Consider the following 26,316-nt stretch of genomic DNA (forward strand, 5'->3'; position numbering starts at 1 on the left):
GAGACCCGGCGGAGCCGGACTCACATGTTGATCATGTGGCCCGCCAGGCCGTGGACCGCCTCCTTGACCGCCTCGCCCAGCGTGGGGTGGGCGTGCACGTTACGTGCCACCTCGTGGACCGTCAGATCCCACTGCTGGGCCAGCGTCAGCTCGGGCAGCAACTCGGTCACCTCGGGCCCGATCAGGTGGGCGCCGATCAGCTCTCCGTGTTCGCCGTCACTGAGGAGCTTGACGAACCCCGTGACGTCGCCCAGGCCATGGGCCTTGCCGTTGGCGGTGAACGGGAACTTGGCCACCTGCACGTCGTAGCCCAGCTCACGGGCCTGTGCCTCGGTGAAGCCGAAGCTCGCGATCTGCGGCTGGCAGTACGTCGCCCGCGGGATCATCACGTAGTCGAGTTCCATCGTCTCCGCACCCGCGATGGTCTCCGCGGCGATGACGCCCATCGACTCGGCCGCGTGCGCGAGCATCAGCTTGGCGGTCACGTCGCCGATGGCGAAGATGTGCGGCACGCTCGTCCGGCCCCGGCCGTCGATGTCGATGGCGCCGCGGTCGGTCAGGGCCACCCCGGTGTGCTCCAGGCCGTAGCCCTCGACCCGGGGCTGGAAACCGATCGCCTGCATCACCTTGTCAGCCTCGAGGACCTGCTGCCGCCCCTCGCTTGAGACCGTCACCCGCACCTTGTCGCCGGAGTCGTCGATGGCCTCCACCCGGGTGGAGGTCAGCACCTCGATGCCGAGCCGCTTGTAGCGCTTCGCCAACTCGACCGACACCTCCTCGTCCTCCAGGGGGACGATGCGGTCGAGGAACTCCACGATCGTCACCTTGACGCCGTAGTTGTGCAGCACGTAGGCGAACTCGACGCCGATCGCGCCCGCCCCCGCGATGACGATGCTGCCGGGGAGCCTCTCGCTCATGATCTGCTCCTCGTACGTCACGACCCGCTCGGTCAGCGACGTCCCCGGCAGCAGTTTCGTGGTCGCGCCCGCCGCGATGATGCAGTGGTCGAACGTCACCGTCTCCGTGCCACCGTCCCGGCGGGCCACCTGGAGCGTGTTGGCGTCGGAGAAGGTGCCCCGGCCGTCGTACTCGGTGATGCCATTCTTCTTCATCAGGTAGTGCACGCCCTTGACGCGCCCGTCGGCGACCTTGCGGCTGCGTGTGAAGGCCGCACCGTAGTCGAAGGTGACCTGGCCGTCGACGCGGATGCCGTACGTCTTGGCCTCGTGGGTGAACAGGTGGGCGAGTTCAGCGTTGCGCAGCAGCGCCTTTGAAGGGATACATCCCACGTTGAGGCATACGCCGCCCCAATAACGTTCCTCCACGATCGCAGTGCTGAGTCCCAGCTGTGCGGCTCGGATGGCGGCCACGTATCCGCCCGGACCCGCGCCGAGGACGACGACGTCATAGTGAGTGCTCATGTTCGGACCATATTGAACGACGGCCCGGCGCCCGCACCGGGGGTGGTCGCCGCCGGACTTTCTCCGGGGAAGGCCCGCACCCTATTGACAAAACTATCTTGTACGTAAAAAATTGATTTTGCGATGAGAGACGTCCTGTACCTAGAAGAGATCGAGCAGGCGGAAGCCCTGCTCAAACCGCAGCGCATCGAGGTGCTGCGGCAACTCGCCGAGCCCCGGTCGTGCACCGAAGTGGCGGGCCTGCTCGGCCAGACCGCACAGCGGGTCTACTACCACGTGAAACGCCTGGTGGACGCGGGCCTGGTGGACCAGGTGTCGGAACGCAAGGTGCGGGGCATCCACGAGGGCGTCTACCAGGCGAGCGCCCGCGCCTACTGGATGTCACCCCGCCTCGTCGGCCGGCTCGGCCTGCGCAAGGCGCAGGACGAGATGAGCCTCGGCTATCTGCTCGACCTCATGGAGGAGGTCCAGGCCGACATCGCCGCGCTCGACCGGACCGCACCCGAACTGCCCTCGGTGGGCGTGTCCGGCGAGATCCACGTGCCGCCGGAGCGCCGCCAGGAGTTCCTCACCGAACTCCAGACCACCCTGCAGGACCTTTTCACCCGCTACGGCGGCGCGGAGGGCGACGCCTTCAAACTCGCCGTAGCCTGCTACCCCAAGGGAGAGAACCGTTGAAGCTGCACGCCCGCATGGCCGCACCGATCAAAGACGTCCACCACGCCCTGACCGACGCCGGATCCCTGCGGATCTGGCTGGCCGAGCACGCCGAGGTCGACCTGCCGCACCGCTACGCGTTCTGGGGCCGCGACACCCCTGAAGGGGACGCGCCCCACCAGCGCCCGCTACACGCCGACGACCGGACGCTGCGCTTCTCGTGGCTGCTGGACGGCGAGGACACCACGGTTGAGATCCGGCTTGCGGAGGAGAGCCCGGACTCGACCGTCCTGACACTGTCGCAGTCCCACTTCGACTACCAGGAGATGATCACCGGCAGCAGCATCCGCGGCGTGCTGGAGACGTACTGGTCGCTGGCGATCGCCAACCTGGCCGACCACCTTGAGGGCCGCGAGCTCACCCCCCGGCCCGACTTCACCTCACCGGAGCTGAAGGGCGAGTTCGCCATCGACGCCTCACCCGAGGCGGTGTTCGACTCGCTCGTCGACTCGGAGAAGGTCAGCCGGTGGTTCAACTTCCCCATCGAGATCGAACCGCAGGTCGGCGGACGCTACGCCCTGGGCGGCTTCGACGCGGGACACGCCGCGAAGATCATCGATCTGGACCCCGGCCGTGCGATGACCGTCGACTGGGGCGACTCCGGCGTCACCACCTGGGAGCTGGAGGGGTCCGGCGGCGGCACCCGGCTCACCTTCGTGCAGAGCGGGTTCGACACCGGGCGGCCGCCCTACGCGGGGTGGATGGGCTGGCTCAGCGGCATCGCCGAGCTGCGCCGCTTCCACGAGCTGGACGGCTGGCGCCCGATCTGGCTCGACGCCGACGCAGCCGAGGGAGCCGCGGCGGCCGGGTGACCGGAGGCGGCACCGGCGGGTGGGACCTCCATCCGCCGGTCCCGCCTTTCAACGGACAGGCCCCGGCGGGCGCGCCATGCACCTCCGGCTCTTCGCCTTCCCCGTCGGCCAGGATCGACCGGAGACCGACGGCGGCCCCGAGACCCGCCGGCGGAGATCACGACGGCCGGTCCTCGCCGGTCCGGCCGGAGGCGTCGAGATCCCGGTGCCGGGCGAGGAGGTGGCGGGCCTGTCTCCAGACCTCCCCGGCGTCGAACCGCTCGGCCACCCAGGTGGACGACACCATCCGTCCCCGGCCCCGATACCTGCGCATGATGCCCACGTGCAGAGGCAGGGCCACGAACCGGCGGAGAGCCTCCTCGCCCTCCCAGACCGATACCGAGCCGCACCTCAGCTGCCGGGGTTCGGCCCACAACCACATGCCGACCGCCCCTCCCAGCTCCGGCCATTCGCGGCGCAGCCGGAGACCGTCCCGGAAGATCCACGGCATGTCCAGCGGCCTGCTCGCGGTGAAGTCGGTGACGCTGACCAGGACCGGGCCCCGTCCGTCGGCGGCCGGCCCCGGTCTCCAGTCGGTTCTCAGCACGGTGACGACCGGCGGGGCGAGCGGTCCCCACCTGGAGTGGGAAGGCCGAGATGATCGGTTCCAACCTGGGCGACGGCCGTATCGGCGGTCTGAAGTGACCGCCGGTCGAGGTCCCGGATGTCCAAAACTCCTCCTTGAATCGTTGGTCCTCCGGATCGTAGAAAGCCCAGAGGTCCAGTGGAAGGTCCAAAATTGACGATTTGCACCGGACCAATCTAAGTTCGGAGCGATGGAATTCCATGTGAGCCTGGACGGGCGCCATGATCTCTCCGGGCAGATCTACCGGCAGATCAGGACCGCGATCCTCGACGGCCGGCTGCAGCCGGGAGAGCCGCTGCCGCCCACCCGTGAGCTGGCACGGCGCCTTGAGGTCTCCCGCAGCACCGTCGGCGTCGCCTATGACCGGCTGACCGGTGAAGGCTTCCTGGCGAGCAGGGTCGGCGCGGGGACCTATGTGGATGCGCTCGCGGGCCGGAGCCGGCACCCTGGGCGCGGAGTCACCGGGAAGGGGTCCGGCCGGCAGGAGCCCTCCCCCGGGCAGGCCCTGCGCCCCCGCGCGGGCTGGGACGACGTCCCCCGGCCGCCCGCGCCGACGGCCGAACCGGCATACGACTTCCGGGCCGGCATACCGGACGCCCGCCTCTTCCCCTTCGAGAGCTGGCGCCGCCTCATGTCCCGGGAACTGCGGCCTTCGGCCGTACGGACCGCGATGTACGGCGAGCCCGCCGGCCACCTGGGCCTGCGTACCGCGATCGCCCGCCACATCGGGGTCTCCCGGGCCGTGCGGACCGGCGCGGACGACCTCGTCATCACGAACGGGGCGCAGCAGGCGATCGACCTCATCGGACGCGTCCTGCTGGAGCCGGGCGACTGCGTGGCCGTCGAGGAACCGGGCTACCCGCCCCCTCGGCAGCTGCTCCGGTCCCTCGGCGCACGCGTGGTCCCCGTACCCGTGGACGCCGAAGGCCTGGTCGTGGAGGCGCTCCCGGACGAGGCCCGGATGGTGTACGTCTCCCCGTCCCACCAGTTCCCCCTGGGGATGCCGATGTCGCTGTCGCGGAGGATCGCGCTGCTCTCCTGGGCGGAACGGCGGGGCGCCGCAGTGGTCGAGGACGACTACGACAGCGAGTTCCGCTTCGGCGGACGCCCACTCGACACCCTGAAAAGCCTCGACGCGGGTGGACACGTCATCTATGTCGGCACGTTCTCCAAGACGATGCTGCCGACGCTCCGGCTTGGCTTCCTGGTGGCTCCGCCCCCGTTGCGACAGGCGTTACGGGCGGCGAAGTATCTCTCCGACTGGCACGCCTCGCTCCCGGCACAGGCCGCGCTCGCCCGCTTCGTCGACGAGGGCCTGTTCGTCAGGCACATCCGCAGGATGCGTAACGAGTATCAGGACAGGCACCGGCGCATCACCGACCTGCTCACCCGTCAGGACGGCTGGCTGCGACCGATCCCCTCCACAGCGGGGATCCACCTGAGCGCCCTTCTCCCGGAGGCGGAACCCCTCGATACGGCGACGCTGGTCCGGCGGCTCCGCGCGGCCGGCGTCGCCGCCTACCCGCTGTCGCGTTTCTACGCGGGCCGGCCCGACCGGGCCGGGCTGGTCCTCGGCTACGGGGCGATTCCCCCGGAGCGGATCGAGGACGGACTGCGACTGCTCCGCCGCTGCCTCGAATAACCCGGTCTTCTCCCCGGCAGGAGCCCATGGCGCGCCGTTCCGCCGTGTCCACTGCGCTCCGCTCCCAGGTCGGCGCGGATGTGGGCGCTGCGGGCCGCCCTGGTCCAGAAGGCCCGCCTCATCGGCGGCGATGACCAGGTGGGGTGGAGTCTCGCGCTGCGCGGCTCGCCTAGGCTTGCCCCTGATCTCGACCAGGGGGTTGATTTGTCGCGTTTTCCGATACCTCGCCGCGCGCGGGGAATCGTCGTCGTGGTGCTTGCGGCTTTCACGATCGTCTATCTGCTGGCCATACCGCCCAGCTTCATGACGAGCCTGCTGGTGCTCGGCCTGCAGCTCGTCTGGGTGATGCCCTCCCTGAGCCGGTTCAGAGGGATGCCGCTGCTCGCCGTACAGGCCTGTGCCGGTTATGCGGCGGTGCTCTGTTACGGCACCTCCGTCGGCATCCTCGGCTTCCTCGGTGGCTCATTGCTGCTCACGCGCCTATGGACGCTGGCGCCGTTGGTAGCGGTCAGTGCGGCGGTGCTCGATTTCGTGCGCTCGGGTGACGCGTTCGACACCGTGGACGTCACGATCAGCATGATCCTGGGTTCACTCGTGATCTACGGCCTGACCCGCCTGACCGAACGTGTCGACGAGGCGCACGCCACCCGGCTGGCGCTGGCGATGGCCGCCGTCGCGGAGGAGCGACTGCGGATCGCCGCCGAGCTGAACGACGGTCTCGGCCGTGGACTGGCCGTGATCGCCCGTGGCACGGAGCTCGCCCTCACCGAGCCGCCGCGTGCCGCCGAAGTGATCGGCGAGGTCGTGAGCACGGCCCGCGCCGCGCTGGCTGACGCCCGTACCGCCTCGGCGGGATACCGAGCGATGTCACTGGCCCCCGAGATCACGACCGCTCGCGCGATGCTGTCGAGCGCGGGAGTCGTGGCGGAGGTGCGTGTCGGCCACACCGAGCCGCTGGGTCTCGCAGGCGCGCTGCTCGCCACCGTGCTGCGGGAGTCGGTGACGGAGATCGTGCGGCGAGGCACGGCCGGGACCTGCGTGATCGAGACGGAGGAGGCGGACGGCCGGATGAGCCTGCGCGTCACGAACGACGGCGCGCGTACCGCCGCCGACGACGGCCTGGGCGACCTCCCCCGCCAGGTGGCCGACGCCGGTGGCGTCCTCGCCACCGGCCTCACTCCCGGCGGACACCACACGGTCACCGTCACCCTTCCCGTCCATCCGGAGGCACGGCTCGCGCCCGTCCCGCCGCCGGACGGGCGAGCCGGCGTGCGGGGATGGCAGGCGTTCCGCCACGGCGGCCAGGCCGCCTACACCGTCTCCGTCGCCCTGCTGACCTCCGTCGTCATGGGATTCAGCGTCAAGGCCCTCCTGTACGTGCCGGGAAACGTGGTGCCGGCGGTCGTCTGCCTCGCGGTCATCGTCGTTATGCAACTGCGACTGGTCACCGGCCGTCACATGTGGGCGCTGGCACTGATGGCCCTCCTCGCCTACCTGCCGATTCTCGCGTTCGGCCGAGCGTGGCTCGGAGTCGCGGGTTTTCTCGCGGGCCCGATCCTCCTCGCCTTCCCCGCGACGATCGCCTGGCCGCTCGTCGCCTGCGTGATGGCGAGCATCGCCGTGATCGGCTCCGCCCTCGGCCTGCCGCTTCCCGACACGGTCAACTTCACGGTGAGCACGCTGGTCACCGGACTGGTCGTCTACGGCCTCGTCCGCCTGGCCCAGCTCGTCAAGGGGCTCCAGAACGCCAGGGAGGAGCTGGCCCGTTCGGCGGTACTGGAGGAGCGACTGCGCGCCGCTCGGGATCTGCACGACCTGCTCGGCCACAGCCTCGCCGCGATCCTGCTCAAATGCGAGCTGGCCCGCCGTCTCGACCCGGAGCGCGCCCGCGCCGAACTCCTCGACGTCCTCGCCATGACCGCCCAGGCCGAGGCCGACCTACGGGCCGTCTCCGGTGAGCACCACGACCTCTCCCTCACCGCCGAAGCCGAATCCGCCCACTCGGTGCTCACCGCCGCGGGGATCGAGGTCTCCCTGGGGCTGGCCCACGACGCGCTTCCCCCCGAGGTCGAGACCGTGCTGAGCATCGTGCTCAGGGAGGCGGTGACCAACGTCCTGCGGCACAGCGCCGCCCGCCGCTGCGTCATCGAGACGCTGCCGGAGGCGGGCGGGGTACGGCTGCGCGTACGCAACGACGGCGTGCGTTCACCGGAGGGGCGCCGGGGCTCGTCCGGCATCGGAAACCTCACCACGCGGCTGACGTCCCTCGGCGGCCTGATGAGCGCCGGAGCGAAGCACGGCTGGTTCGAGCTCGACGCCCACGTCCCGGCTGGGAGCCTCGGCGAGCCGAGCCCACCGGCCCGCCGGCCCGGCGCCGGGATCGCCCGGTGACCGGCTCCTAGATCCAGCCCGCTTCCCGGGCGATCCGCACCGCGTCCGTCCGGTTACGGGCATTGAGCTTGGCGACCACGGCGGTAAGGTAGTTGCGGGCCGTACCGGCCGTCACGAACAGCGTGCCCGCGATCTCGGCCGCGTCCGCCCCCTCGCCCGCGAGGCGCAACACCTCGACCTCACGGGCCGTCAGCGGATTGTCCGCCAGGTCCCAGGCGGTGACCGCCAGCGACGGATCCAGCACGCGCTCGCCCCTGGCCACCTTGCGGATCGCCGCGATCAGGTCGTCGGGCGGCGCGGTCTTCAGTAGGAATCCGTCCACTCCGGCGGTGAGCGCGCGACGTAGGTGACCCGGTTTGCCGTACCCGGTCAGCATGAGCGTGCGGCAGACGGGCAGTCGGGCGCGGAGCTCGGCCGCGGCGGCGAGCCCGTCGAGCGTGCCGGGCATGTCGATGTCGAGCACCGCCACATCCGGACGCTCGGCCAGTGCGGCCGGCACCACGGCGTCACCGGACTCCACGGCGGCGACGATTTCCAGGTCCGCTTCGAGTCCGAGCAGTGCGACGAGGGCACCCCTGATGATGTGCTGATCTTCAGCCAGAAGCACACGGATCACGGTGACATGTCTACCAGTGTCCGAATCATGATGATGTCATGCCCGACCGATGATCACGTCTCTGGTCGGCGAAACAGCAGATCAGCAGACTCGAAGACATGACAGACGTGGTGCGATTGGACGCGGTGAGCAAGGTCTACGGGAAGGGCCAGGGAGCGGTGGCGGCCCTGCGCGAGGTCACGGTGGGCATACCCCGGGGGAGCTTCACCGCCGTGATGGGCCCGTCGGGCTCGGGAAAGAGTACGTTCCTGCACTGCGCGGCGGGGCTGGACGTGCCTTCGTCGGGCTCCGTCCAGCTTGGTGGCACCGCGCTGGACGGCATGAACGAGACCCGGCTGACCGAACTGCGCAGGCAGCGGATCGGGTTCGTGTTCCAGGCGTTCAACCTGGTTTCGTCGCTGACGGTCCTTGAGAACATCACGCTGCCGCTGCGGCTGGCGGCCGCCGACATCGACCGGACGTGGCTGGCGGAGATCGTGTCCAGGGTCGGTCTCGAAGGACGCACCGGGCACCGCCCGGCTCAGCTCTCCGGCGGCCAGCAGCAGCGCGTGGCGATCGCCAGGGCCCTGGTGACCAGGCCCGAGGTGGTGTTCGGTGACGAACCGACCGGCGCGCTCGACACGATGACCGCACGTGACGTGCTGACCCTGCTGCGCGAGGTGGTGGACGGGATGGGCCAGACGGTCGTGATGGTGACGCACGACCCGGTGGCCGCCTCCTACGCCGACACCGTCCTGTACCTGGCCGACGGCCGGATCGTGGACTCGATGACCACACCGACCTCGGAGAAGGTCGCCGAGCGGATGACCCGGCTTGGAGCGTGGGTGTGATGATCTGGCTTGCCCTGAAGACGTTGCGGCACCGTAAGGCCGGGTTCGCGGGCGCGTTCGTCGCCCTGCTCTGCGCCGCCGCCCTGGTGTGCGCCTGCGGCATGCTGCTGGAGACCGGGCTGCGCGGGAAGGTGGCACCCCAACGCTACGCGGGCACCCCCGTGGTCGTCGCGGCCGACCAGTCCGTTCGCCAGACCGTCCGCAAGTCGGCGGAGAAGATCAAGACGAAGGCCAAACCGCTGTCGGAACGCGCCTGGATCAGTGTGTCCGTCGCCGAGCGGCTCCGGCGGACGCCCGGGGTGGAGAAGGTTGTCACCGAGGTGACCTTCCCCGCCTACACAGCGCACGGCGAGCTCACCGGTCACGGCTGGGAGTCGGCCGCGCTCACTCCCTACACGCTGGTCGAGGGGCGTGCGCCCCAGGCCGACGACGAGATCGTGGCGGAGGCGAGCAGCGGGCTGAAACCGGGAACACTCATCACGGTCCGGTCCACGGCCGCCCCGCGCCGCTACCGGGTGGTCGGGGTGACCGACAAGACACTGGGCAGCCTGTTCTTCTCGACACAGGAAGCCCGGCGACTGGCCGACAGGCCCGGGATGGTCAGTGCCATCGGCGTCTTCCCCCAGGTGGACATCTCCGTCGACGGTACGGTCGCCTACCGCGGCGACGAGCGCGGCACGATCGAGTTCCTCGACGTGGAGAAGTCGCGGGTGAAGTTGATCAGCCTCGGCGGCGCCCTGGGCGGCACGTCACTGCTTGTCGCCATCCTCGTCGTGGTGGGGACGTTCGCGCTCTCCATCCAGCAGCGCCAGCGCGAACTCGCCCTGCTGCGGGCCGTCGCCGCGACGCCCCGGCAGATCCGCGGGCTGCTCGGCGGCGAGGCTCTCATGGTCAGCCTGGCGGCCGGCGTCATCGGCTCCGCCGTGGGCGTCGGCCTGGGCTTCTGGCTGCGTTCCCGCTTCGTCGCCCTGGGCGCAATGCCGGAGAACCTCACGCTGGCCGTCAGCCCGTTCCCGATCTTCGCGGCCCTGCTGGCCACCGTGGTGGCGGCATGGGCGGCGGCGCGCGTCTCGGCCCGCCGTACGGCGCGCATCCGGCCGGTGGAGGCGCTCGGCGACGCGGCGCTGCCGGCCGCGCGCCTGCCGTGGGGCCGGTTGGTCGCGGGACTGGTCTTCACCGGTGCCGGCGTCGCACTGACCCTTGTGCTGTCGGCGCTGTCTACCGAGGCCGCGTCCAGCCCGGTCACCATGCTGACCGCACTGGTGTGGACGGTCGCCGTGGCTCTACTCGGCCCGGTCCTCGCACAGGCGGCGATCGCGGTGCTGAGCGTGCCGCTGCGCGTTTCGCGGGTGGGCGGCCACCTGGCCGCCGCGAACCTGCGTGCCGGGTCTCGGCGGCTCGCCTCCGTCATCACCCCGCTCAGCTTGATGCTGGCGATGACCTGCACGATCCTGTTCGTACAGACCACGATGGGGTATGCCGCCGGGCAGCAGGCGGCCGAGGGCGGCAGGGCCGACTACGTGCTCGGGCCGCGAGTCTCCGGTGTCACCGCCGCCGTTGTGCGGAAGGTGCCCGGGGTCGTGGCGGTGACCGAGGTACTGCGCACCTCCGTCAGGATCGGGCTTGAGAAGTACGGCGCGCAGGCCGTCACCCCGGCGGGGCTCGACCGCACCCTCGATCTCGGAGTCACCTCGGGCTCGTTCCGGGACTTCGGCGGGGAGGTGATCGCGGTCAGTGACACGGCGGCTGCCCGGCTGGACGTGTCGGTGGGCAGCCGGGTCGACCTCACACTCGGCGACGGCACTCCCGCCGCGGTCAGGGTGGCCGCGGTCTACTCCAGGGGCCTCGGGTTCGGCGAGCTCACCCTCCCCCACGACCTGGTCGCCGGGCACGTGGACAACCCGCTCGGCACCCTCCTGGTCTCCGCCCCCTCCGTGCCGCGCGGGGCCGTCGAACGCGCCGCCCCCGGCGTCGCGATCCTCGACCAAGCGCAGGCCGCCGAGGTGAGCGCGCCCAACGCCGAGGTGAACTACGTGGCGATGGGCCTGATCATCGCCTTCACCGCGATCGCCGTGGTCAACACGCTGGCCATGTCCACCTCGGACCGCTCCCGTGAGTTCGCCCTGCTCCGCCTTGTCGGCACCACCCGGCGTCAGATCCTGCGGATGCTGTGGCTGGAGACCCTGACCGCCGTGCTGATCGCGGTAAGCCTCGGCACGGTGATCTCCCTGGTGACGCTGGCCGCGTTCAGCCTCGGCATGACAGGCTCCGTCCAGCCGCACATCCCGCCGCTCACCTACCTCGCGGTGATCGCCGCAGCGGGCGCGCTCGCCCTCGCAGCGACCATCGTGCCCGCCCGTTTCGCCCTCAGGGGCCGGCCCGCCGACGTCGTCGGCGCCCGCGAATAGCCCTGGGAAGGCGGACGCGCCGGGTTTCACCCGCCCCACCCGATCACGGGCCTCGCGTTCAGCGGATCATATGGTGGCCGCCCTCCTCCTACGGCGTCACGCCTGCCGGGGTCCCGCGATCTCTTCGTGGGGCAGGGCGGCGAGCATCTGCAGGGCACGCAGGAAACCGTGCCGGTCCTCGTCGGGAAGACGCGCCAGCAGGCGTTCCTCATTGCGCCGGATGCCCGCCTGCGCGGAGTCGCGTACCCGGCGGCCCTCGGCGGTCAGCGACAGGACCCGGGCACGTCGATCGGCGGGGTCGGGGACCCGTTCGATGAGACCTTTCTGCTGAAGATCGTCGAGGAACCCGATGATGCGGGTCTTGTCCGCGCCGATGGACTCCGCGAGTGCGGCCTGGGTCCGCAGCGGCCGTTCGTCCAACGCCAGCAGGACCGAGTAGGCCCACATCGACAGGCCGTGCTCCCGCAGCACGGGGAGCTCAGCCTCGATCAACGCCCGGCTCAGCGGACTGATCATCGCGGCCAGGTCGGGACGGTCGGTCACGACGTCACCCTATACGTATTGACAGATGATATGCAGTCGTAGACTATATGCGTGAGCTTATCAATCTGAGAGGTTGTTCATGGACATCCGGGAACTGGACAGGCGTGTGGTGCGCACGAGTGTGGACCTGGTCGCCAAGGCGACGGCCGAGGACCTCGGCCGGCCGACGCCGTGTGCCGGCTGGACACTGGCCGACCTGCTCGGCCACATGACCGCCCAGCACCACGGCTTCGCCGCCGCGGCCAGGGGAGACGGGGCCGACCTGGCGGCGTGGCGGGTTCCGCCGCTCGGCGGCGATGCCGTCTCGGCCTATGTCAGGTCCGCCGAACGCGTGATGACGGCGTTCGCGGAAGACGGTGTGCTGGATCGCGAGTTCGCGCTGCCCGAGTTCGGCAGGGGCCTGACCTTCCCCGCGCCACAGGCCATCGGCTTCCACTTCATCGACTACCTGGTGCACGGCTGGGACGTCGCCCGGTCGCTCGGCGTCGGGTTCACCGCGGCGCCGGAACTGGTGGAGGCCGCCTGGCCTATCGCCCTGGCGATCCCGGATGACGAGCGCCGCCGCAGGCCGGGGGCCGCGTTCCAGCCGATGCTGACCATCCCCGATGACGCGGACCGCTTCGACCGGATCCTCGCCATGCTCGGCCGTTCCCCCGCTCAGGGCGTGCTTTCGCCAGGAGGCGGAACGTCCTGACACCCAGCTGAGTCCACACGCGAGGCGGAACGTCCTGACGCTCAGCTGCGTCCGCACCCTGGGAGCCGCTCCCGGAACCTGAGCTGTCCACGTCGGAAAGACCGGACCGCGGCCGGTGGGTTACCGCTGTTCCGCGGTGTCGTAACCGGCTCGGGCCGATGCGATGTCGGCGCCGTGGTCGACCGCCCAGTCCGCGACGGCCGACAGCGGGCCCAGGAGCGTCATCCCCAGGTCGGTGAGGGCGTATTCGACGCTCGGCGGAACCGTGGGGTGAACGGTGCGCATGACCAGTCCGTCGCGTTCGAGACCGCGCAGAGTACGGGTGAGCATCCGCTGGCTGATCTCCTCGATCATCCGGTGGAGTTCGTTGAACCGGCGGGGGCCACGGCCGAGCAGCACCACGATGAGCACGCTCCATTTGTCGCCCACTCTGCGCAGCACGTCGGTGACCGTACATGCCCCATGCTCTTGCGCCGTCACCGGAAGCGGCAGATCGTACACCAGCATGCTGGGCACATCGGTGTGCGCACCCGACATCAAAGTGCCTCCTTACGCGGCTCCCCGAAGGTTATCGATGATGAGGTCACACAGTCACTCACGGGGGGACACATGTCCAAGACCATCGTCATCGCGGGCGCCACCAACGGTATGGGGAAGGGGATGGCCCTGGACCGTCTGCGACGGGGAGACGTGGTGGTGGCCATCGGCAGCAATGCGACCAGAGGCGCCCGGCTACGCGAGGAGGCCGAGCGGATGGGAGCGGGAGACCGCCTTCACTTCCTGCGAGCCGACCTCAGTTCGATCGCGGAGAATATGCGGGTCATCGAGCACGTGACAGCGGGGCATCCCGTGGTTGACGCCCTGATTCTGACCGCCAACCGGCAGAGCCCCAAGCGGCAGGAGACGGCCGAAGGGCTGGAGTTCACCTTCTCGCTCTACTACCTGAGCCGCTACCTGCTCGGGTACGGCCTGCGAGAGGCGCTGGAGGCGAGCCCGGCCCCCGTCATCCTCAACGTGGCAGGGGCGGGGAACACCGCAGGCGCGGTCGTGTGGGACGACATGCAGCTGGAACGCCGTTACAGCATGATGCGCGGCCAGCTCCAGGGCGGCCGGGCCAACGATCTGCTGGGCGTGGCCTTCACCGAGAAGACGGGCGGAAATATTAAATATGTGATGTACCACCCCGGTTTCACCGACAACGGGGATTTTTCCCAGTTCCCCCAGCCGCTCAGGGGCTTCATCACGTTGTTCGCCAAGCTCGCAGCCCGCTCGATCGACCAGGTCGTTCCCCCGATGAGCCGGCTGCTCGACCATCCTCCCCACGAGCCGCTCACGGCGATCGACCGTGGCAGACCCGTCCCTCTCACGTTGAAGACCTTCGACCCGGGCGACGCCCGCCGCCTGGCCGAGATCACGGAGAAACTCCTCGCCTCGATGCAGTGACCTCCTCTGTCCCGGGAAGGCGTACCGTCCGATCGGACCGAGAAGGCGAGGCCGATCGGTTCCGGGTCGGTTCCGGGTCAGTTCCGGCGAAAGGCGAAGCGATCGGTTGTCTCGATGAGGCGATCAAGGATGCCGGGCTCCGAGTAGGCGTGCCCCGCGTCGTCGACGATGTGGAATTCGGCTTCCGGCCAGGCACGATGAAGATCCCAGGCGGTCCTGGCCGGAGTACACACGTCGTACCGGCCCTGCACGATGACACAGGGAATGTGCCGGACCTTGCCGACGTCCCGGATGAGCTGCTCCTCCTCGAAGAACCCGCCGTTGCGGAAGTAGTGGCTTTCGATCCTGGCGAAGGCGACCGCGTAGTCATCGTCGGAATGGGTGGCAACGATCTCGGGGTCCGGCCGCAGGGTGATGGTCGAGCCCTCCCAGACACTCCATGCGCGTGCCGCGGGCAGCCGTACCTCCGGATCCGGGTCGTTGAGCCGAGCGTGGAACGCGGCGATCAGATCTTTGCGCTCCTCCTCCGGAATCGGTGCGACATAGCTCTCCCAGACATCAGGGAAGATCAGCGACGCCCCTTCCTGGTAGAACCACCGGAGCTCGAAGGGCCGCAGCATGAAGATGCCGCGCAGCACGAGTTCAGTGACCCTGTCAGGGTGGGTCTGCGCGTACGCGAGCGACAGCGTGCTCCCCCACGACCCGCCGAACACCATCCAGCGGTCGATGCCCAGGTGCTCACGCAGCCGCTCCATATCGGCGACGAGATGCCACGTCGTGTTGTGCTCCAGCGACACGGCCGGGTCGCTGGCATGTGGCCTGCTGCGCCCGCAGTTGCGCTGGTCGAACAGCACGATGCGGTACGCCTGCGGGTCGAACTGGCGGCGGTGGCCGGGGGTGCAGCCGCCACCGGGCCCCCCGTGCACCATGACCACGGGCTTGCCCTCGGGGCTGCCGGAGACTTCCCAATAGATCTGGTTACCGTCGCCGACATCGAGCAGACCGGAGTCGTACGGCTCAGTCGGTGGATAGAGCGTCCTCATGACGGTCCATTTTCGCAGGACGAACCACCTACTCGTATGAGACCGCGGTCATGTGGACGCTCTGAGATCCACCGGAATGCGTGTTCCCCGGACCGGAGGCGGACTTCCTCGACGGGTGAAAGCTCGCGGACTTCTTCGAGTCGACTGCCGGCGGGGTTCATGGGAGATCGGAGAGGGGTCGACGGCTCCATCGCCATGGTCTCCGGCGGCGTTACGCCTCGCCCGCGATCAGACCGACCGGTCACGAGACCCCGGTGCCTACCAACGTGTATCTATGTGACCCATGCGACGAGCCGCGATTTACTGCCGGATCAGCCAGGACCGCGAGGGCGCAGGGTTGGGCGTCGCCCGCCAGGAGGCCGACTGCCGAGCCCTGATCGAACGCAAAGGGTGGACTGTCGTGGACGTCTACCCCGACAACGACGTCAGCGCCTACTCGGGAGCCCCGCGTCCCGCGTGGAAGCGCTTGTTGGCCGACATCGAAGGCGGAGCTATCGATGCCATCGTCTGCTGGCATGTCGACCGGCTGACCCGCTCCCCGCGCGAGCTGGAAGACGTGATCGATCTGGCCGACCGGCGCGGCGTCGAGTTGGCCACCGTCACCGGGGAGATCGACCTCGCCACCCCGACCGGGCGTCTGATCGCCCGGATGCTCGGGGCCGCCGCTCGGCATGAGGCCGAGCACAAGGCCGAACGGCAGAAGCGTCAGCGTCGTCAGAGCGCCGAAGCGGGGAAGGTCTCCGGCGGTGGGATGCGCCCGTACGGCTACGCCGAGGACCGCATCACGGTCATCGGCGAGGAGGCCGAGGTGATCCGGGAGGCCGCCCGGCGCTTGCTCGCCGGGGAGTCGCTGTCGAGCGTGTGCCGGGACTTCCGCGCACGTGAGGTCACGACTCCGGCCGGAGGTCACTGGGTCCCGACGACGTTGCGCCGGCTGCTGGCCTCAGCACGGATCAGCGGACGACGCGAGCACACACCCCGTAGCGCTGCTAAGACCACGCGCCCGCTGCTGGGTGAGATCGTGGCCGACGCCGTCTGGCCCGCGATCATCAGTGCCACCGATTCGGATCGGCTGCGCAGCCTGTTGAGCGATCCGGCCCGTGACTTCCGCGCCCAGGCCGCCACCGGACGGACCTATCTGCTGTCCGGGATCCTGCGGTGCGGCCGATGCGGGTGGCGGATGAACGGCCGCCCGCGCTCCGGCGTGCCGCGCTACGTATGCCCGAACGTGCCGGGCACCGCGGCCTGCGGTGGGGTGGCCACCAACGCCGTCCGCACTGATGAGCATGTGCGGGACATGGTGCTGACCGCGCTGGACTCTCCCGAGTTGGCCAAGCGGGTACGGCACCAGGCCGGAGACGATGACGGCCTGGCCGAGGAGGTGCGAGCGGATGAGGAGCAGTTGGAGGAGCTGGCCCAGGCGTGGGCGGCACGGGAGATCAGCCGTAAGGAGTGGATGGCCGCCCGCGCCCCGATCGACGCGCGGTTGGAGAGGTCCCGCGCCCAACTGGCCCGCATGTCGCGCACGTCGCCGCTGCTGGGCTTTATCGGCACGGCCGGGGAGATGCTGAGCCGCTGGGAGGCGATGAACGTCTCCCAGCAACGGGCGATCATCGCCTCAGCCGTTCGCACGGTCGCGGTCGGACCGGCCAACCCGCGCAAGCGCTGGGACCCCGACCGGTTCAGTTTCGACTGGATTGCCTAAGCCGCCGCCTCCGGCACGGCAGGCGGCTCAGAGACATCGACGAGGCGGAAGACGGCGGCGACGCGTTCGATCACGGCCAGGTCTTCCACGATCGGTGGTAGTCCTTGTGCGGCGCGGGAGGCGGCGACCCGCGCCCGCATCTCGTCATTCATGACGGCCGCCGGATGGGACGACGACTCCACGACCGGAGATACTCGTCAGCAGGCCACCGCGTGTCTCCGGTGGCTACGTTCACGGCGGTCTCCCCTGCTCTCCCGAGGCGTCGGATCGCTTTTCGGGATGCCGCAAGTTCACCGCGAGCAAGGGAGATTCGGTATCACGCTGATCTAGCCGGGCTTTTACACCGCCAGCTGGATGTGATCTACACGAGTGCTTACACACGCGTTGCCGGAGTCAGCCGACGACCGCCGACCCGTCCCGACGCCTGTCCGGCCGCTTCGGCCACCCAGGTCATGGCCGTTTGGACTGGTCAGCGTGCCTGGCCGAGCAGGACCCGTAGCCACAGCCGCTCTCCTTCGGCGGTCCGCAACCACTCGCTCTCGTGTACGAGCACGGCATCGGAGCGATACGTGCGCCGGATGAACAGCAGCCCGCCCGCTTGGCAGAGTTCGTAGACGACCGTCCGGCACTCACAGGTGTGTTCGCGAATCCGCACTCGGTCGGCGCGCGGCGCGCAGTCGCGCCACATGAGCCGTTCGTAGTCTGCTTGCGGGGCGGCGGGATGGACCCCGTGATACGTCCCGATGTCAGGAGAGCGGTTGGTCATGGTCTCACCGCCAGGCGTCCTGCTCTTGGAGCGCGGTGACGAGGCCGTCGAGGTCATCGGCGCAGACTGTCTGCTGAATCCCGGCGTTGATTTCTGCTGCGCTGAGCGCGACTCCGCGTCTGGTGGCGTAGAACGTTCCTGCGTCGCTGCGGAAGATCGCCCAGCGGGGGAACGTCACACGGAGCGCATCGAGGTCGTATCCCGTCGTTGTCATGGGTCGAGCGTAGAGAAGGCGGTTCATGGATGTCTATAGGGCACTGTAGAGCCATCCAGAGACCGATGGTCGAGCAGAGGTTCCTACAGTGGTCTCATGATCGAATGGCGCGAGGATCAGCCCAGGTGGCAGCAGGTGGCGGACATCATCCGCGAGCGCATCGCCTCCGGCACCTACCGCCCCGGCTCACGCGTCCCCAGCGAGAACGACCTGATGCAGGAGTTCGGCATCGCCCGCATGACCGCCCACAAGGTGATGAAGGCGCTCCGCGCCGAGGGCTCCATCTACACCGTCCGAGGACTCGGCAGTTTCGCCGGCCAACCCGACGGCGACCAGGACACCGCCGAATAGCCCAGCAGCCCCGAGGACCACTGGCGAGGCGCACGGCCTGAAGTGTCAAGCATCAACCGATACTCCGGCCTCAACCACAACGCCACATAAGGCCAGCTCAGCACAGTCAGCACCCGACTGAATGAGAACTTTCTCTACGTCTTTAAAGGCGATCCGCCTGCGGCGTCTCGCCGCGCGTCGGGGCGGTCGCTGGCCGCGCTGCGGCTCTTCGGCCGGTCGCGGCCGGCGCCGCCCACGCGCATGACCACCACCACGAAGGACCCGAGTCGGCGAAGCTCAACGACGAATGGGACATCAACTCGGGTATCTCATTCTCAGCTCGTCCATTGCGAGGTCCCAGAAGGACCTGTAGCGCCTAGCGCCAGCCAGCCATGGCGCGAGATACCAGGCTTCCCACTCACCTTCAGGAGTTTTGACGTGGGTGTTGAGGAGAGCGACTCCATCGTCCCAATACCCGGCCAGAAGGGTGTTAGCTACATACTCCCCTCTCATGTTTCCGGAGACTTGCTCGTGTCCGTAGACGAAGTAGAGCTCGTCGGGCACGCTCCATGAGTTCTCGGGCTTGGGTTCTGACCAGCTCTCGGCGATCGAGGGATCGACATCACGGAGCCAGCCGACTTCCTCGATGCGCAGCAGGCGGCAGTCATCGTCGCTGCCCCACCCGTTGGCGAACAGGAGAAACTGCCGGTAACTCGGCGGCAGCTCCACGCCCAGCCGCTCTTCAAGTCGGCGGACCTCTGCTTCGGTAGCCGGAGGATACAGATCGCCCAGTGGACTGACCGCCGGGTGACCAGAACCCTCGGTCACCGGATGCCGTGCAGGGAAGCGTTCAGACCATGCGTACTGAGCACTCATTGTGAAGAAGATCTCCCGTTTCGAGTGGCTGCTGCACGTGCAGCACAAAGCTAGGGCTGCCCCTCCCGATAACCTCCAGGTGTGGGACATACGCGAGATGATCAAGGTATGGCATCTATCGATGCTTAGCATCCCCGCAGGTCACCCAGTACGCCGGACCACAGGAGCGCCGTTGTCTAATGCGGGTGTCGAAAGCCTCTGCCGCCCCGCTTCCGGTCCTCGGGCCTGGCGGCCCTGCGGTCCGGGTCGGGTTGCCACCGGTCATGACGGTTGCTGTTTTCTGCTGTACAGCGCACAAGTACAGCAACGTCGTCACACAGCACCGGGTCGCCTCGTACGCCGGCACCCTCCCGAGCAGCCGCACAAGCCCTCGACCATGCTCCTACCGTCGACTCGTAATGAAGGGGGTGCAGGAACGCTATGAAGCGGTGATTCCGTCCGGGACGCGGGAGATCAACAGCTCGACCACGCCCAACAGCAAGACGGCTCACACCTGGAACGTAAGTGTGAGCCGTACAAGCGCGACCTAGAGGATTACTCCTCCCCGGAGACCAAGCCCGTCTGGCAGGCGGCCCACTCTGATGGGTCACCTAGCTTGACGCTGGTGCCGCCAATGCCCCAGTAACCATTGAGGTAGAAGAGAGGCTGTTGGTGCGGCCTTGCCACTCAGACTACTTTTCATCCATGGCAGATGCATCACGACCTGCGGTGCCTTGACTTGAGGTAGTCGTTTACCCACTTCTTGCTGCTGCGCCACATGCCGTCATCGCCCTTGACCGCACGAAGGCGCCCCCGTGCGGCTGCCACCCGGAGGGCGTTTTCGGTGACGTCGCGTGTCGCGAGAGCAGGCAGGGGGACAAGCTTGACCGGACCGGCCACCGCCGGCATGACGAAGCGATACAGATTCGTCGTCACGCTGCGTGCGATGAGTTCACCCAACGGGCCGAACTCGTCATTGTCGGCTCGGCGCATCGCCTGAAGGTACTTGTCGCGGTCGCGCTTGTAGATGATCGCCGGTGGATATCCAATCCTGCCAAGTACCAAGTTGAGCACCAAACGGCCCGTCCGTCCGTTGCCGTCGAGGAACGGGTGTATCTGTTCGAACCGGCTGTGAACGTGGGCCAAGCGTTCAGGGAGAGGCTCCTCGGACTCGCTGCGAAGGTCATCGACGATCTTTACCCAGTCCCGCATCTGGGAGTCGACTTCCGGCCATGACGGCGGCTTCATACCTCCCGGGAATTTGGCGATCTCATGCTGCCGGAAGTTCCCCGGGCCTTCGGCGGGGGTGGCATGTGGATGGGGATCCACAGCCCACACGAGCGACATAGCGGTGTGGTGTATCTGACGAATTTCCTGGAGCGTGGTGAGATCTCCGTTCTGCCAGTCTCCCGGCTCCAGCGCCTGCCCATACACCCACTTCGCAGCGTCGCCGTACCCTCTCACCTCCATGTAGTCCCTGAGAGGCTTCGCGCCTACCGCCCTGCCCTCCTCAAGAAGCTTCTCCACCTCTTGCAACACGAGCGTGTTGCCCTCGATCGCAGTGCTGTTGTACGCCTCCTGGTGCCAGATGTCAGACCAGATGTCCTCTGCCTCAGCGGGCGAAGGCAGTCCGCCCAAGCGGTCACGAAGCTCTCGAACGGCCTCGTCGAGGCGCTGATACACAGTCGCCCTGGACGGCCTGCCCGGTCCTGACACCGGCCCCCCCATGATTTTGTTCGGCTGAGTCGATATAAATGTACCGAACAAAATCAATCTACTTTGTTCGCTTCAAACAAAAAAAGCGAACCGAACAACTTGCCCGGTGATCCGATGTCGCGGCCAAGGAGGACAAAGCATCGAAGCCGCTGAGCCTCCTGCCGACCGCATGGGCTCCATGCCCGACGGGCGAACGAGATCTCCGAGCAGGCCGACCGTCGCCCGGAGGCTCCAGCACTCTCGACCGCTCCCCGAAAGAGGTCCTCAGCCTCGTCGGACACCAGGCTGGAAGTCAGCCGCGTCGAGACCGGCGCCTGCCACGGAGTGTTCGATTCCGGTCGTCCGAAGGGCGACGACGAAGTCGCGCGGACGGACACGGTTCGCGCCCAGAAGCCGGGCGCGAAAGATGCAAGCGAAGCTCGGTGCTACTCCTCGGTCGTGACCAGACCTGCCTGGCAGGTGCCCCACTGAGATGGGTCACCTGGCTTGACGTTGGTGCCACCGAGGCCGCAGTAACCCAACCCCGAACGATTCTCGCCACGCGCGGTTCCAGCCCGTGAACGGCGACTACGGCTAACGCGACCCCGCCCGAAACTCCGTCCAGAGATCGACGGCTTCCTCCAAGTCGAGTGCCGCCACATCCTCACGGGCCATGCCGACCGTGTAGATTAACCGACTGGCGAGCCAATCAGGAACCGGCTCCCGTGCGGGGACCTCGCCGATGTGGATGTGATCGGTCAGAGCTCCGAGACGGTCGATGACCTCACCGAGGCGAACGACATCGGGACGCGAACCGCCAGCCGCCTGGACTCGCGCTTTGGCCTCGGCGTAGACCTCCGCGTCGGCCCTCTCACCGACCGCCCAGATCTCGCAGATCTCGACCGCTTTGTCGTCGGTGATCCGGTAGACGACTCGCCAGGTGTTCCGGCCGACGACAAGTTTGCGGAATCCGGTCAGTTCCCCACCGAGCGGGTAACCGGCCTCGGCGTTCTCCAGCAGCAGAAGGATCTTTTTCAGGACCTTGGGTACGGCGTCCGGACCGATCCTGCGGAGATCGTCAATGGCCGGGTCGGTGAATACGACGTCGGACACCGTTACTCGTCGTCATCCGGGAGCGCGGCTAGCGACTCACGGGTATGCCCGAAAGCGGAAAGGACATCGTCGATCGGCGTTCGCCGGCCGCTGTCGGTCGCCGCCCGTACGAGAACCAGCGCCAGGTCACGCAGATCGGCTGCAGCCTCTTCCATCTCGTTGAGACGCCGCATGCTCACGACCGCCGCGACCGGCTGATGCCGACGGGTCACCACCAGATCCGCCCCCTGCTCCGCGTCGGCTACCAGACGAGCCACCCCGCGCTGCGCGGCCTCAGTGACCGTGAGCTCGGTCACAGCATGGAGAACAGTCATACAAAAACTATATAGGCAACTATACAGAACAGCAATCGCCGAACCGCGCCCAGGCCGACGCAGTGAAACGACCTACGTCCGAAAGATCGGCGCAGCCTATGGGGGCACGCGAAGAACTATCCCTCAGTGGGCCCCAAGCCCGGCTGGCAGGCGCTCCACTCGGACGGGTCACCTAGCTTGACGTTGGTGCCTACCAACGTGATGTGGCCGATGACGTAGGGAGGTCAACCGGGTACCAGCGTAAAGGCGGCGACGTGCGCAGGCCGGACCACGGAAAAGTCCCTGGTGTCCAGGGTGAACACCTCGGTGATTCGAAGACGCTCGGCGACGGCGACCACCGAGGCGTCAGCCGATCCGAGCGGAAGATCTGAATAGCGCTCCACCAGGTCGGCGATGCGGTCGAGATCATCATCTGTGAGTTCGACCAGGTGAAAGACCCCAGACGTCAGCGAGCGCAGGAAGCCGGCCTCCACCTTGGCTCCGCCGATCTTGCCGAGCATGTAGGAGACCTCGCCGGCCACAAAGGCCGGAACAAGCAGCTCACGTCGCTCTTTACGGAGCTGGTTGAACACCTCAACGCAGACATCGTGTTTACGGTCATTCCGGATGGCAGCGGCAACAATGGGGCCGGTGTCAACGACGATCACACTTCGCGACCATACCCTTGGCGCAGGATCTCCTCAGCGCGTTCCGCGATGTCGTCCTGCTCGGTGGTCACCGACCCGAACCAGGCCGGCGGCCACTCCTGGCCCGACTCTCCCTCATTGGAGTGGACGAGACGCAGGGTGTGCGCGCGCACCTCATGAAGCTGGTCCGGCGTCAGCCGATCAACCAGCCGATGCATGTCCTCGTACTCTTCAGGAGCAGCGGTCATAGCCGGAGTCTACGCCAGCCGACCTGGAAAGCACCGATCTACCAGCACACCTGCGTCGGAACGGTGCGTTCGAGTCCAGCCGGCCGCGCGCCAGGCCGCCGCCCATGCTGTGCCGCCTCAACGACACCGCGGCACAGCGGCTACTCGACCTCGATCGGCAGCTCGTAGATCTCCGTCGTGGGGTGACCGGCCTTGTCGTGCACTCGCAGCACCGCTTCCTTCGACGGACCGGACGACAGGCAGAAGACCTTGCCCGACTCCGGGTCGAGCCATGCGCGTTCGAAGTGCACGTCCTCGCCCCCCTCGATCGCCAGATCACGCTCGTGCGCCTCTCGCAGCTGTTCTTCGGTGACGCCGACGAAGCCGCTGTGGACGTCCATGAACTTTGCCATCGAGAATCCTCGCTTCCACCAGTTGGTAGGCATCCAGCCTCCGTCGGAGAAGCATGCGATGAAGCGTTTTTCGGCTTGATGAAGATCGCGATTCTTTCCGCCAGCGTCGCCGGCTCCCCGTGTGGATGGTCTGCCCTGGTTCACGCGGTGCCATTCCAGTCGTCGTCGCCGAGGTTCTTCAAGACCTGCTTGCCGGGCTTTGCAAATCGCCGGTCCACGGCCCTCGCGCTCGCCGTCCGGGGTGACGTAGTCCAGCCCGTCAAGGTTGCGTGACGGGCCACTGGCTTGACGCTGGTGCCGCCCCGCGGTCGGCGTCAGATGATCCGCGAGCCTCCAGCTCCGACGGCTTCCTGCGGACTGAGCACCGCCAGGCAGCTAGGCATTCCTTCTTCACCCGGATAGTGCTATGCGTGATGCTTTAGCTGGTTTGTCCGGTTAGGGTGGCCGCACCGAAGCGTGCCGAACAGGAGGAAGCGTGCTGATCCTACTGGCTCGCTTACTGACCCGAATCGCGACGCTGGGAACGTGGTGGACCCCGGTTCTCGTCTTCAGCCTGGTATTCGTCACGAGCTGGCCCCTGATGATCCTCGCGGAGCCTGCGGACAGCGCGATCGTCGAGGCGGCCAACTACTGGTGGTATTTCGTGGTCACCGCCGCGACCGTCGGATATGGCGACCTGTATCCGGAGTCGGCCGCGGGCCACGCCGTCGGCGCGTACGTCATCGTCGGCGGCATCGCGACGCTGACGGCGGTGTTCGCCCGGCTGGCCAAGGCGCTGGAACAAGCGAAGGGACGACGCATGCAGGGCGCCATCACGGTGCAGGCCTCGAACCACATCGTGCTGCTCGGCTACACACCGGGACGGACCGAGCAGATGGTGGACGAGCTGACCGCCGACGGTTCAAGCCGCATCGTGCTGTGTGCCTGGGACGACGTGCTGACACATCCGATGCCCGACCGTGACGTCACGTTCGTGCGCGGCGATCTGACCGACGACGACGTGCTGCGCCGGGCCGGCGTGCAGCGGTCGTACAGCGTGCTGGTCGATGCTCGCGACGACAACGAGGCCCTGGCGGTCGCGGTCACCGCCGACCACGTCGCCGAGGGCGCTCATCTCGTCGTCGCGTTGCGTGACATCGGCAGGGCCCGGCAGCTGCGCTATGTCAACGAGGCCACGCGCTGTGTCCAGTGGCACAATCCTCACATGATCACCGAGGAGTTGAAGGATCCCGGTATCACCGAGATCTACACACAACTGATGACCCACGGGGGCGCCGACACCTTCTCGGTGCGGTTGCCGGAATCCCTGGGCCCGGTGTCGGTCGACCGCTGCCAGACCTCACTCGGCCGGCGGTACGGCGCCACGATGCTCGCCGCGCGCGCCGGTGACAGGCTGCTGGTCAACCCCAGCTGGCAGACCCGGTTGCCGGCGGGATCCGTACTCTATTACGTCGGTTCCCGCCGCCTTGCGCCCGACGAGATCGCGAAGGCGATGCGCGAGGCCGACTGAACGCCCGTCGCGTGCCCGTTGCATGCCTGTCAGGCTCCGGCCGTGGGTCCGACGGCGGTTCAGCGCTGCCGGTGTAGAGCGTAAGGCCGCAGAACTCTTCGGTGCCGTCGGGAACTCGACACCCGTACAGCCGGCTGTCCCTTTGAGCTACAACTGACGCAGCACCTGCATGGCGTCCTTCTCGATGCGCGAAAGATCGTGGAGGATGACGCCGGCCTGTTCGAGGTACCCCGCGTCGCCGCTCTCCCCAGCCTTCGCGATCAAGGTGGACACGTCCGTCCACAGGATGGCGGCATCGGCGTACAGCCGGTGACCGGCGCGGAGGTTGCCGTCGTCGACCAACCGGGTGCACTCGTCGAGGAAGTCGCGATAGAGGGCGCGAAACAAGGCACCGCCGGTGCCGCCCTTCTCCATGAGGAGGGCGGCCTGCGGCAGGTCCTGCTGCGGATCGCCGGCGCGCAGCAGCCAGTTGGGCACCTGTTTGCCGGCTTTCTCGATGCCGCGGTGGCCCAGGTTCGCGATGGGAGCGGCGAGGAAGGCGTCGGCGCAGTCTCTGATGGCGGGGATGATCTGGTCCTGCCAGGAAAGCGGGTGAGCCGGCAGGGTGATGGTGAAGGATCGGTTCCTGGCGGTCATCGGGCCGCGTTCGGCCCGCGCCATGGCGAGGCCGGCCCGGCTGGTGCGCACCGCTCCTCCCTGCTGGTCGGTGTCCACAAGGTGGACGTCGTGCTCGTCGTAGCCGTACATGGCGACGACATGACCGCCGAAGTGCACCTTGGAGCGGAAATAGTCCAGGTGGTAGCAGTCGAGCTGGAGGCCGACCGGCCGACCGGCGTCGATGGGGGCGGCCACGTTCTCCCACGCCTTGCGCGGTGAGGTGGTCTCCTCGACCGTCAACGTCAGCCCCAGCCTGGCGGCCAGGTTCCTGGTGAGGTCGAAAGGCTTGACGCGGCCTCCGAGAAAGGGGAACGCCATGGCCTTGCTGTCCCAATAGATGAAGGACAGGCCCGAGCCCAGCCCGAACAGCATGGGCTCGGACAGATCAAGTCCCTCATGCCGCAACAGCACCCCCAGTGCCGTCGTCTCGCAGTGCTGCATGCCGCGGGCCTCGACGTCCTCCACGATGGTCATGCGTGGCTCTCCTCACGTTGACGCGGCGAACGGTCACACCGTCCCCGTCCCTGACACCTTCATGATCGGCCACCGGAAGCAGCATGAGGCCTCCCACCGTGGGAGAGTCCAGCCGAGACCGGGCTCACCCTCGTCACGCTGGATCCAGCGGACAGGACTCGCCGAGCGTCGACGTCGTGTCCGGAGTCGTACAGGCCGAAACCCGGTCGTGCGAGGGCGGCGAGGTGCCTGC

Annotated in this window: 28 protein-coding genes; 11 read left to right on the plus strand and 17 right to left on the minus strand. The window is 67.9% G+C overall.

Annotated elements, in window-relative coordinates; translation table 11 throughout:
- Positions 1 to 20: 20 nt before the first annotated feature.
- Positions 21 to 1,421 carry a dihydrolipoyl dehydrogenase gene (gene lpdA / locus OHA77_RS18075; RefSeq protein ID WP_406319198.1) on the minus strand — a complete coding sequence of 467 codons (1,401 nt, stop codon included), beginning with the start codon at positions 1,419 to 1,421 and terminating at the stop codon, positions 21 to 23.
- A gap of 123 nt (positions 1,422 to 1,544) precedes the next feature.
- Between lpdA and OHA77_RS18080 the strand changes: the two genes are divergently transcribed.
- Together OHA77_RS18080 and OHA77_RS18085 are read left to right on the plus strand one after the other, a co-directional pair.
- Positions 1,545 to 2,099, plus strand: a complete 555-nt coding sequence (locus OHA77_RS18080) for a helix-turn-helix domain-containing protein (RefSeq protein WP_326819499.1) — start codon at positions 1,545 to 1,547, stop codon at positions 2,097 to 2,099.
- Positions 2,096 to 2,950: an SRPBCC domain-containing protein gene (locus OHA77_RS18085; protein ID WP_406319199.1), complete on the plus strand. Its 855-nt coding sequence runs from the start codon at positions 2,096 to 2,098 to the stop codon at positions 2,948 to 2,950. The genes OHA77_RS18080 and OHA77_RS18085 overlap by 4 nt, the downstream gene beginning before the upstream one ends.
- Positions 2,951 to 3,107: 157 nt before the next feature.
- On the opposite strand, the gene OHA77_RS18090 is transcribed toward OHA77_RS18085, so the two are convergent.
- Positions 3,108 to 3,536, minus strand: a complete 429-nt coding sequence (locus OHA77_RS18090) for a hypothetical protein (protein ID WP_326819497.1) — start codon at positions 3,534 to 3,536, stop codon at positions 3,108 to 3,110.
- 229 nt (positions 3,537 to 3,765) lie between these two features.
- Here OHA77_RS18090 and OHA77_RS18095 point away from each other — a divergent pair, with 229 nt between their 5' ends.
- Together OHA77_RS18095 and OHA77_RS18100 are read left to right on the plus strand one after the other, a co-directional pair.
- Complete coding sequence (locus tag OHA77_RS18095) at positions 3,766 to 5,217, plus strand: PLP-dependent aminotransferase family protein (RefSeq protein ID WP_406319200.1); 1,452 nt, start codon at positions 3,766 to 3,768, stop codon at positions 5,215 to 5,217.
- Between the two features lie 252 nt (positions 5,218 to 5,469).
- Positions 5,470 to 7,608, plus strand: coding sequence for a sensor histidine kinase (locus OHA77_RS18100; protein ID WP_406319202.1), 2,139 nt, complete (start codon positions 5,470 to 5,472; stop codon positions 7,606 to 7,608).
- Positions 7,609 to 7,615: 7 nt separating this feature from the next.
- Here the strand turns inward: OHA77_RS18100 and OHA77_RS18105 are convergent, their stop codons facing one another.
- Positions 7,616 to 8,224, minus strand: coding sequence for a response regulator (locus OHA77_RS18105; RefSeq protein ID WP_406319204.1), 609 nt, complete (start codon positions 8,222 to 8,224; stop codon positions 7,616 to 7,618).
- 98 nt (positions 8,225 to 8,322) lie between these two features.
- Between OHA77_RS18105 and OHA77_RS18110 the strand changes: the two genes are divergently transcribed.
- Together OHA77_RS18110 and OHA77_RS18115 are read left to right on the plus strand one after the other, a co-directional pair.
- Entirely contained in the window at positions 8,323 to 9,054 is a 732-nt protein-coding gene (locus tag OHA77_RS18110) for an ABC transporter ATP-binding protein (RefSeq protein WP_406319205.1), read from the plus strand.
- The gene (locus OHA77_RS18115; RefSeq protein WP_406319206.1) at positions 9,054 to 11,462 is read left to right on the plus strand and encodes an FtsX-like permease family protein; all 2,409 of its coding nucleotides are present in this window, start codon (positions 9,054 to 9,056) and stop codon (positions 11,460 to 11,462) included. Before OHA77_RS18110 ends, OHA77_RS18115 begins: the two co-directional genes overlap by 1 nt.
- Positions 11,463 to 11,558: 96 nt before the next feature.
- On the opposite strand, the gene OHA77_RS18120 is transcribed toward OHA77_RS18115, so the two are convergent.
- Positions 11,559 to 12,005 carry a MarR family transcriptional regulator gene (locus OHA77_RS18120; protein ID WP_326819491.1) on the minus strand — a complete coding sequence of 149 codons (447 nt, stop codon included), beginning with the start codon at positions 12,003 to 12,005 and terminating at the stop codon, positions 11,559 to 11,561.
- 79 nt (positions 12,006 to 12,084) lie between these two features.
- On the opposite strand from OHA77_RS18120, the gene OHA77_RS18125 reads away from it, so the two are divergent.
- Complete coding sequence (locus OHA77_RS18125; RefSeq protein WP_406319207.1) at positions 12,085 to 12,699, plus strand: TIGR03086 family metal-binding protein; 615 nt, start codon at positions 12,085 to 12,087, stop codon at positions 12,697 to 12,699.
- A gap of 120 nt (positions 12,700 to 12,819) precedes the next feature.
- On the opposite strand, the gene OHA77_RS18130 is transcribed toward OHA77_RS18125, so the two are convergent.
- On the minus strand, positions 12,820 to 13,236 hold the full coding sequence (locus OHA77_RS18130; protein ID WP_406319208.1) for a winged helix-turn-helix transcriptional regulator: 417 nt from the start codon (positions 13,234 to 13,236) through the stop codon (positions 12,820 to 12,822).
- Between the two features lie 72 nt (positions 13,237 to 13,308).
- Here OHA77_RS18130 and OHA77_RS18135 point away from each other — a divergent pair, with 72 nt between their 5' ends.
- Positions 13,309 to 14,142: an SDR family NAD(P)-dependent oxidoreductase gene (locus OHA77_RS18135; protein WP_406319210.1), complete on the plus strand. Its 834-nt coding sequence runs from the start codon at positions 13,309 to 13,311 to the stop codon at positions 14,140 to 14,142.
- Between the two features lie 77 nt (positions 14,143 to 14,219).
- Here the strand turns inward: OHA77_RS18135 and pip are convergent, their stop codons facing one another.
- On the minus strand, positions 14,220 to 15,185 hold the full coding sequence (gene pip, locus OHA77_RS18140; protein ID WP_406319211.1) for a prolyl aminopeptidase: 966 nt from the start codon (positions 15,183 to 15,185) through the stop codon (positions 14,220 to 14,222).
- A gap of 283 nt (positions 15,186 to 15,468) precedes the next feature.
- Here pip and OHA77_RS18145 point away from each other — a divergent pair, with 283 nt between their 5' ends.
- Positions 15,469 to 16,890 (plus strand): recombinase family protein, encoded by a 1,422-nt coding sequence (locus OHA77_RS18145; protein ID WP_406319212.1) that lies wholly within the window; start codon positions 15,469 to 15,471, stop codon positions 16,888 to 16,890.
- On the opposite strand, the gene OHA77_RS18150 is transcribed toward OHA77_RS18145, so the two are convergent.
- The 3 genes from OHA77_RS18150 to OHA77_RS18160 all read right to left on the minus strand — a co-directional run bounded on the left by OHA77_RS18150 (position 16,887) and on the right by OHA77_RS18160 (position 17,870).
- Positions 16,887 to 17,042, minus strand: a complete 156-nt coding sequence (locus tag OHA77_RS18150) for a hypothetical protein (protein WP_406319214.1) — start codon at positions 17,040 to 17,042, stop codon at positions 16,887 to 16,889. The genes OHA77_RS18145 and OHA77_RS18150 overlap by 4 nt on opposite strands.
- Before the next feature lie 317 nt (positions 17,043 to 17,359).
- Positions 17,360 to 17,656: a hypothetical protein gene (locus tag OHA77_RS18155; protein ID WP_406319215.1), complete on the minus strand. Its 297-nt coding sequence runs from the start codon at positions 17,654 to 17,656 to the stop codon at positions 17,360 to 17,362.
- A gap of 4 nt (positions 17,657 to 17,660) precedes the next feature.
- On the minus strand, positions 17,661 to 17,870 hold the full coding sequence (locus OHA77_RS18160; RefSeq protein WP_406319216.1) for a hypothetical protein: 210 nt from the start codon (positions 17,868 to 17,870) through the stop codon (positions 17,661 to 17,663).
- A 96-nt stretch (positions 17,871 to 17,966) separates the two neighbouring features.
- On the opposite strand from OHA77_RS18160, the gene OHA77_RS18165 reads away from it, so the two are divergent.
- Positions 17,967 to 18,221 (plus strand): GntR family transcriptional regulator, encoded by a 255-nt coding sequence (locus OHA77_RS18165; protein WP_406319217.1) that lies wholly within the window; start codon positions 17,967 to 17,969, stop codon positions 18,219 to 18,221.
- Between the two features lie 294 nt (positions 18,222 to 18,515).
- On the opposite strand, the gene OHA77_RS18170 is transcribed toward OHA77_RS18165, so the two are convergent.
- The 7 genes from OHA77_RS18170 to OHA77_RS18200 all read right to left on the minus strand — a co-directional run bounded on the left by OHA77_RS18170 (position 18,516) and on the right by OHA77_RS18200 (position 23,443).
- The gene (locus tag OHA77_RS18170; RefSeq protein ID WP_406319218.1) at positions 18,516 to 18,929 is read right to left on the minus strand and encodes a hypothetical protein; all 414 of its coding nucleotides are present in this window, start codon (positions 18,927 to 18,929) and stop codon (positions 18,516 to 18,518) included.
- 843 nt (positions 18,930 to 19,772) lie between these two features.
- Positions 19,773 to 20,738, minus strand: a complete 966-nt coding sequence (locus OHA77_RS18175; protein ID WP_406319219.1) for a Fic family protein — start codon at positions 20,736 to 20,738, stop codon at positions 19,773 to 19,775.
- A 606-nt stretch (positions 20,739 to 21,344) separates the two neighbouring features.
- Entirely contained in the window at positions 21,345 to 21,863 is a 519-nt protein-coding gene (locus tag OHA77_RS18180) for a type II toxin-antitoxin system RelE/ParE family toxin (RefSeq protein WP_406319220.1), read from the minus strand.
- Positions 21,864 to 21,865: 2 nt separating this feature from the next.
- Positions 21,866 to 22,159: a type II toxin-antitoxin system Phd/YefM family antitoxin gene (locus OHA77_RS18185; RefSeq protein ID WP_406319221.1), complete on the minus strand. Its 294-nt coding sequence runs from the start codon at positions 22,157 to 22,159 to the stop codon at positions 21,866 to 21,868.
- 242 nt (positions 22,160 to 22,401) lie between these two features.
- Positions 22,402 to 22,824: a type II toxin-antitoxin system VapC family toxin gene (locus tag OHA77_RS18190; RefSeq protein ID WP_406319222.1), complete on the minus strand. Its 423-nt coding sequence runs from the start codon at positions 22,822 to 22,824 to the stop codon at positions 22,402 to 22,404.
- Positions 22,821 to 23,051 carry a hypothetical protein gene (locus OHA77_RS18195; RefSeq protein WP_406319223.1) on the minus strand — a complete coding sequence of 77 codons (231 nt, stop codon included), beginning with the start codon at positions 23,049 to 23,051 and terminating at the stop codon, positions 22,821 to 22,823. The genes OHA77_RS18190 and OHA77_RS18195 overlap by 4 nt, the downstream gene beginning before the upstream one ends.
- Positions 23,052 to 23,191: 140 nt before the next feature.
- On the minus strand, positions 23,192 to 23,443 hold the full coding sequence (locus OHA77_RS18200; RefSeq protein ID WP_326819477.1) for an SCO4226 family nickel-binding protein: 252 nt from the start codon (positions 23,441 to 23,443) through the stop codon (positions 23,192 to 23,194).
- Between the two features lie 475 nt (positions 23,444 to 23,918).
- Here OHA77_RS18200 and OHA77_RS18205 point away from each other — a divergent pair, with 475 nt between their 5' ends.
- Complete coding sequence (locus OHA77_RS18205; protein WP_406319224.1) at positions 23,919 to 24,953, plus strand: ion channel; 1,035 nt, start codon at positions 23,919 to 23,921, stop codon at positions 24,951 to 24,953.
- Positions 24,954 to 25,100: 147 nt separating this feature from the next.
- Here OHA77_RS18205 and OHA77_RS18210 read toward each other — a convergent pair whose 3' ends face one another.
- Positions 25,101 to 26,084 (minus strand): BtrH N-terminal domain-containing protein, encoded by a 984-nt coding sequence (locus OHA77_RS18210; RefSeq protein WP_406319225.1) that lies wholly within the window; start codon positions 26,082 to 26,084, stop codon positions 25,101 to 25,103.
- Positions 26,085 to 26,316 lie beyond the last annotated feature (232 nt).

This window comes from Streptosporangium sp. NBC_01639 (genome assembly GCF_045209755.1).
In the GTDB taxonomy this organism is placed as follows: Bacteria; Actinomycetota; Actinomycetes; order Streptosporangiales; family Streptosporangiaceae; genus Streptosporangium.

Excerpts from the sequence above, each read along its gene's own strand:
- OHA77_RS18135 (WP_406319210.1), top strand. The coding sequence starts at position 13,309 with ATGTCCAAGACCATCGTCATCGCGGGCGCCACCAACGGTATGGGGAAG.
- OHA77_RS18115 (WP_406319206.1), top strand. The coding sequence starts at position 9,054 with ATGATCTGGCTTGCCCTGAAGACGTTGCGGCACCGTAAGGCCGGGTTC.
- OHA77_RS18165 (WP_406319217.1), top strand. The coding sequence starts at position 17,967 with ATGATCGAATGGCGCGAGGATCAGCCCAGGTGGCAGCAGGTGGCGGAC.
- OHA77_RS18160 (WP_406319216.1), bottom strand. The coding sequence starts at position 17,870 with ATGACAACGACGGGATACGACCTCGATGCGCTCCGTGTGACGTTCCCC.
- OHA77_RS18145 (WP_406319212.1), top strand. The coding sequence starts at position 15,469 with ATGCGACGAGCCGCGATTTACTGCCGGATCAGCCAGGACCGCGAGGGC.
- OHA77_RS18095 (WP_406319200.1), top strand. The coding sequence starts at position 3,766 with ATGGAATTCCATGTGAGCCTGGACGGGCGCCATGATCTCTCCGGGCAG.
- OHA77_RS18150 (WP_406319214.1), bottom strand. The coding sequence starts at position 17,042 with ATGAATGACGAGATGCGGGCGCGGGTCGCCGCCTCCCGCGCCGCACAA.
- pip (WP_406319211.1), bottom strand. The coding sequence starts at position 15,185 with ATGAGGACGCTCTATCCACCGACTGAGCCGTACGACTCCGGTCTGCTC.
- OHA77_RS18200 (WP_326819477.1), bottom strand. The coding sequence starts at position 23,443 with ATGGCAAAGTTCATGGACGTCCACAGCGGCTTCGTCGGCGTCACCGAA.
- OHA77_RS18195 (WP_406319223.1), bottom strand. The coding sequence starts at position 23,051 with ATGACCGCTGCTCCTGAAGAGTACGAGGACATGCATCGGCTGGTTGAT.
- OHA77_RS18125 (WP_406319207.1), top strand. The coding sequence starts at position 12,085 with ATGGACATCCGGGAACTGGACAGGCGTGTGGTGCGCACGAGTGTGGAC.
- OHA77_RS18080 (WP_326819499.1), top strand. The coding sequence starts at position 1,545 with ATGAGAGACGTCCTGTACCTAGAAGAGATCGAGCAGGCGGAAGCCCTG.
- lpdA (WP_406319198.1), bottom strand. The coding sequence starts at position 1,421 with ATGAGCACTCACTATGACGTCGTCGTCCTCGGCGCGGGTCCGGGCGGA.
- OHA77_RS18110 (WP_406319205.1), top strand. The coding sequence starts at position 8,323 with ATGACAGACGTGGTGCGATTGGACGCGGTGAGCAAGGTCTACGGGAAG.
- OHA77_RS18210 (WP_406319225.1), bottom strand. The coding sequence starts at position 26,084 with ATGACCATCGTGGAGGACGTCGAGGCCCGCGGCATGCAGCACTGCGAG.
- OHA77_RS18130 (WP_406319208.1), bottom strand. The coding sequence starts at position 13,236 with ATGTCGGGTGCGCACACCGATGTGCCCAGCATGCTGGTGTACGATCTG.
- OHA77_RS18155 (WP_406319215.1), bottom strand. The coding sequence starts at position 17,656 with ATGACCAACCGCTCTCCTGACATCGGGACGTATCACGGGGTCCATCCC.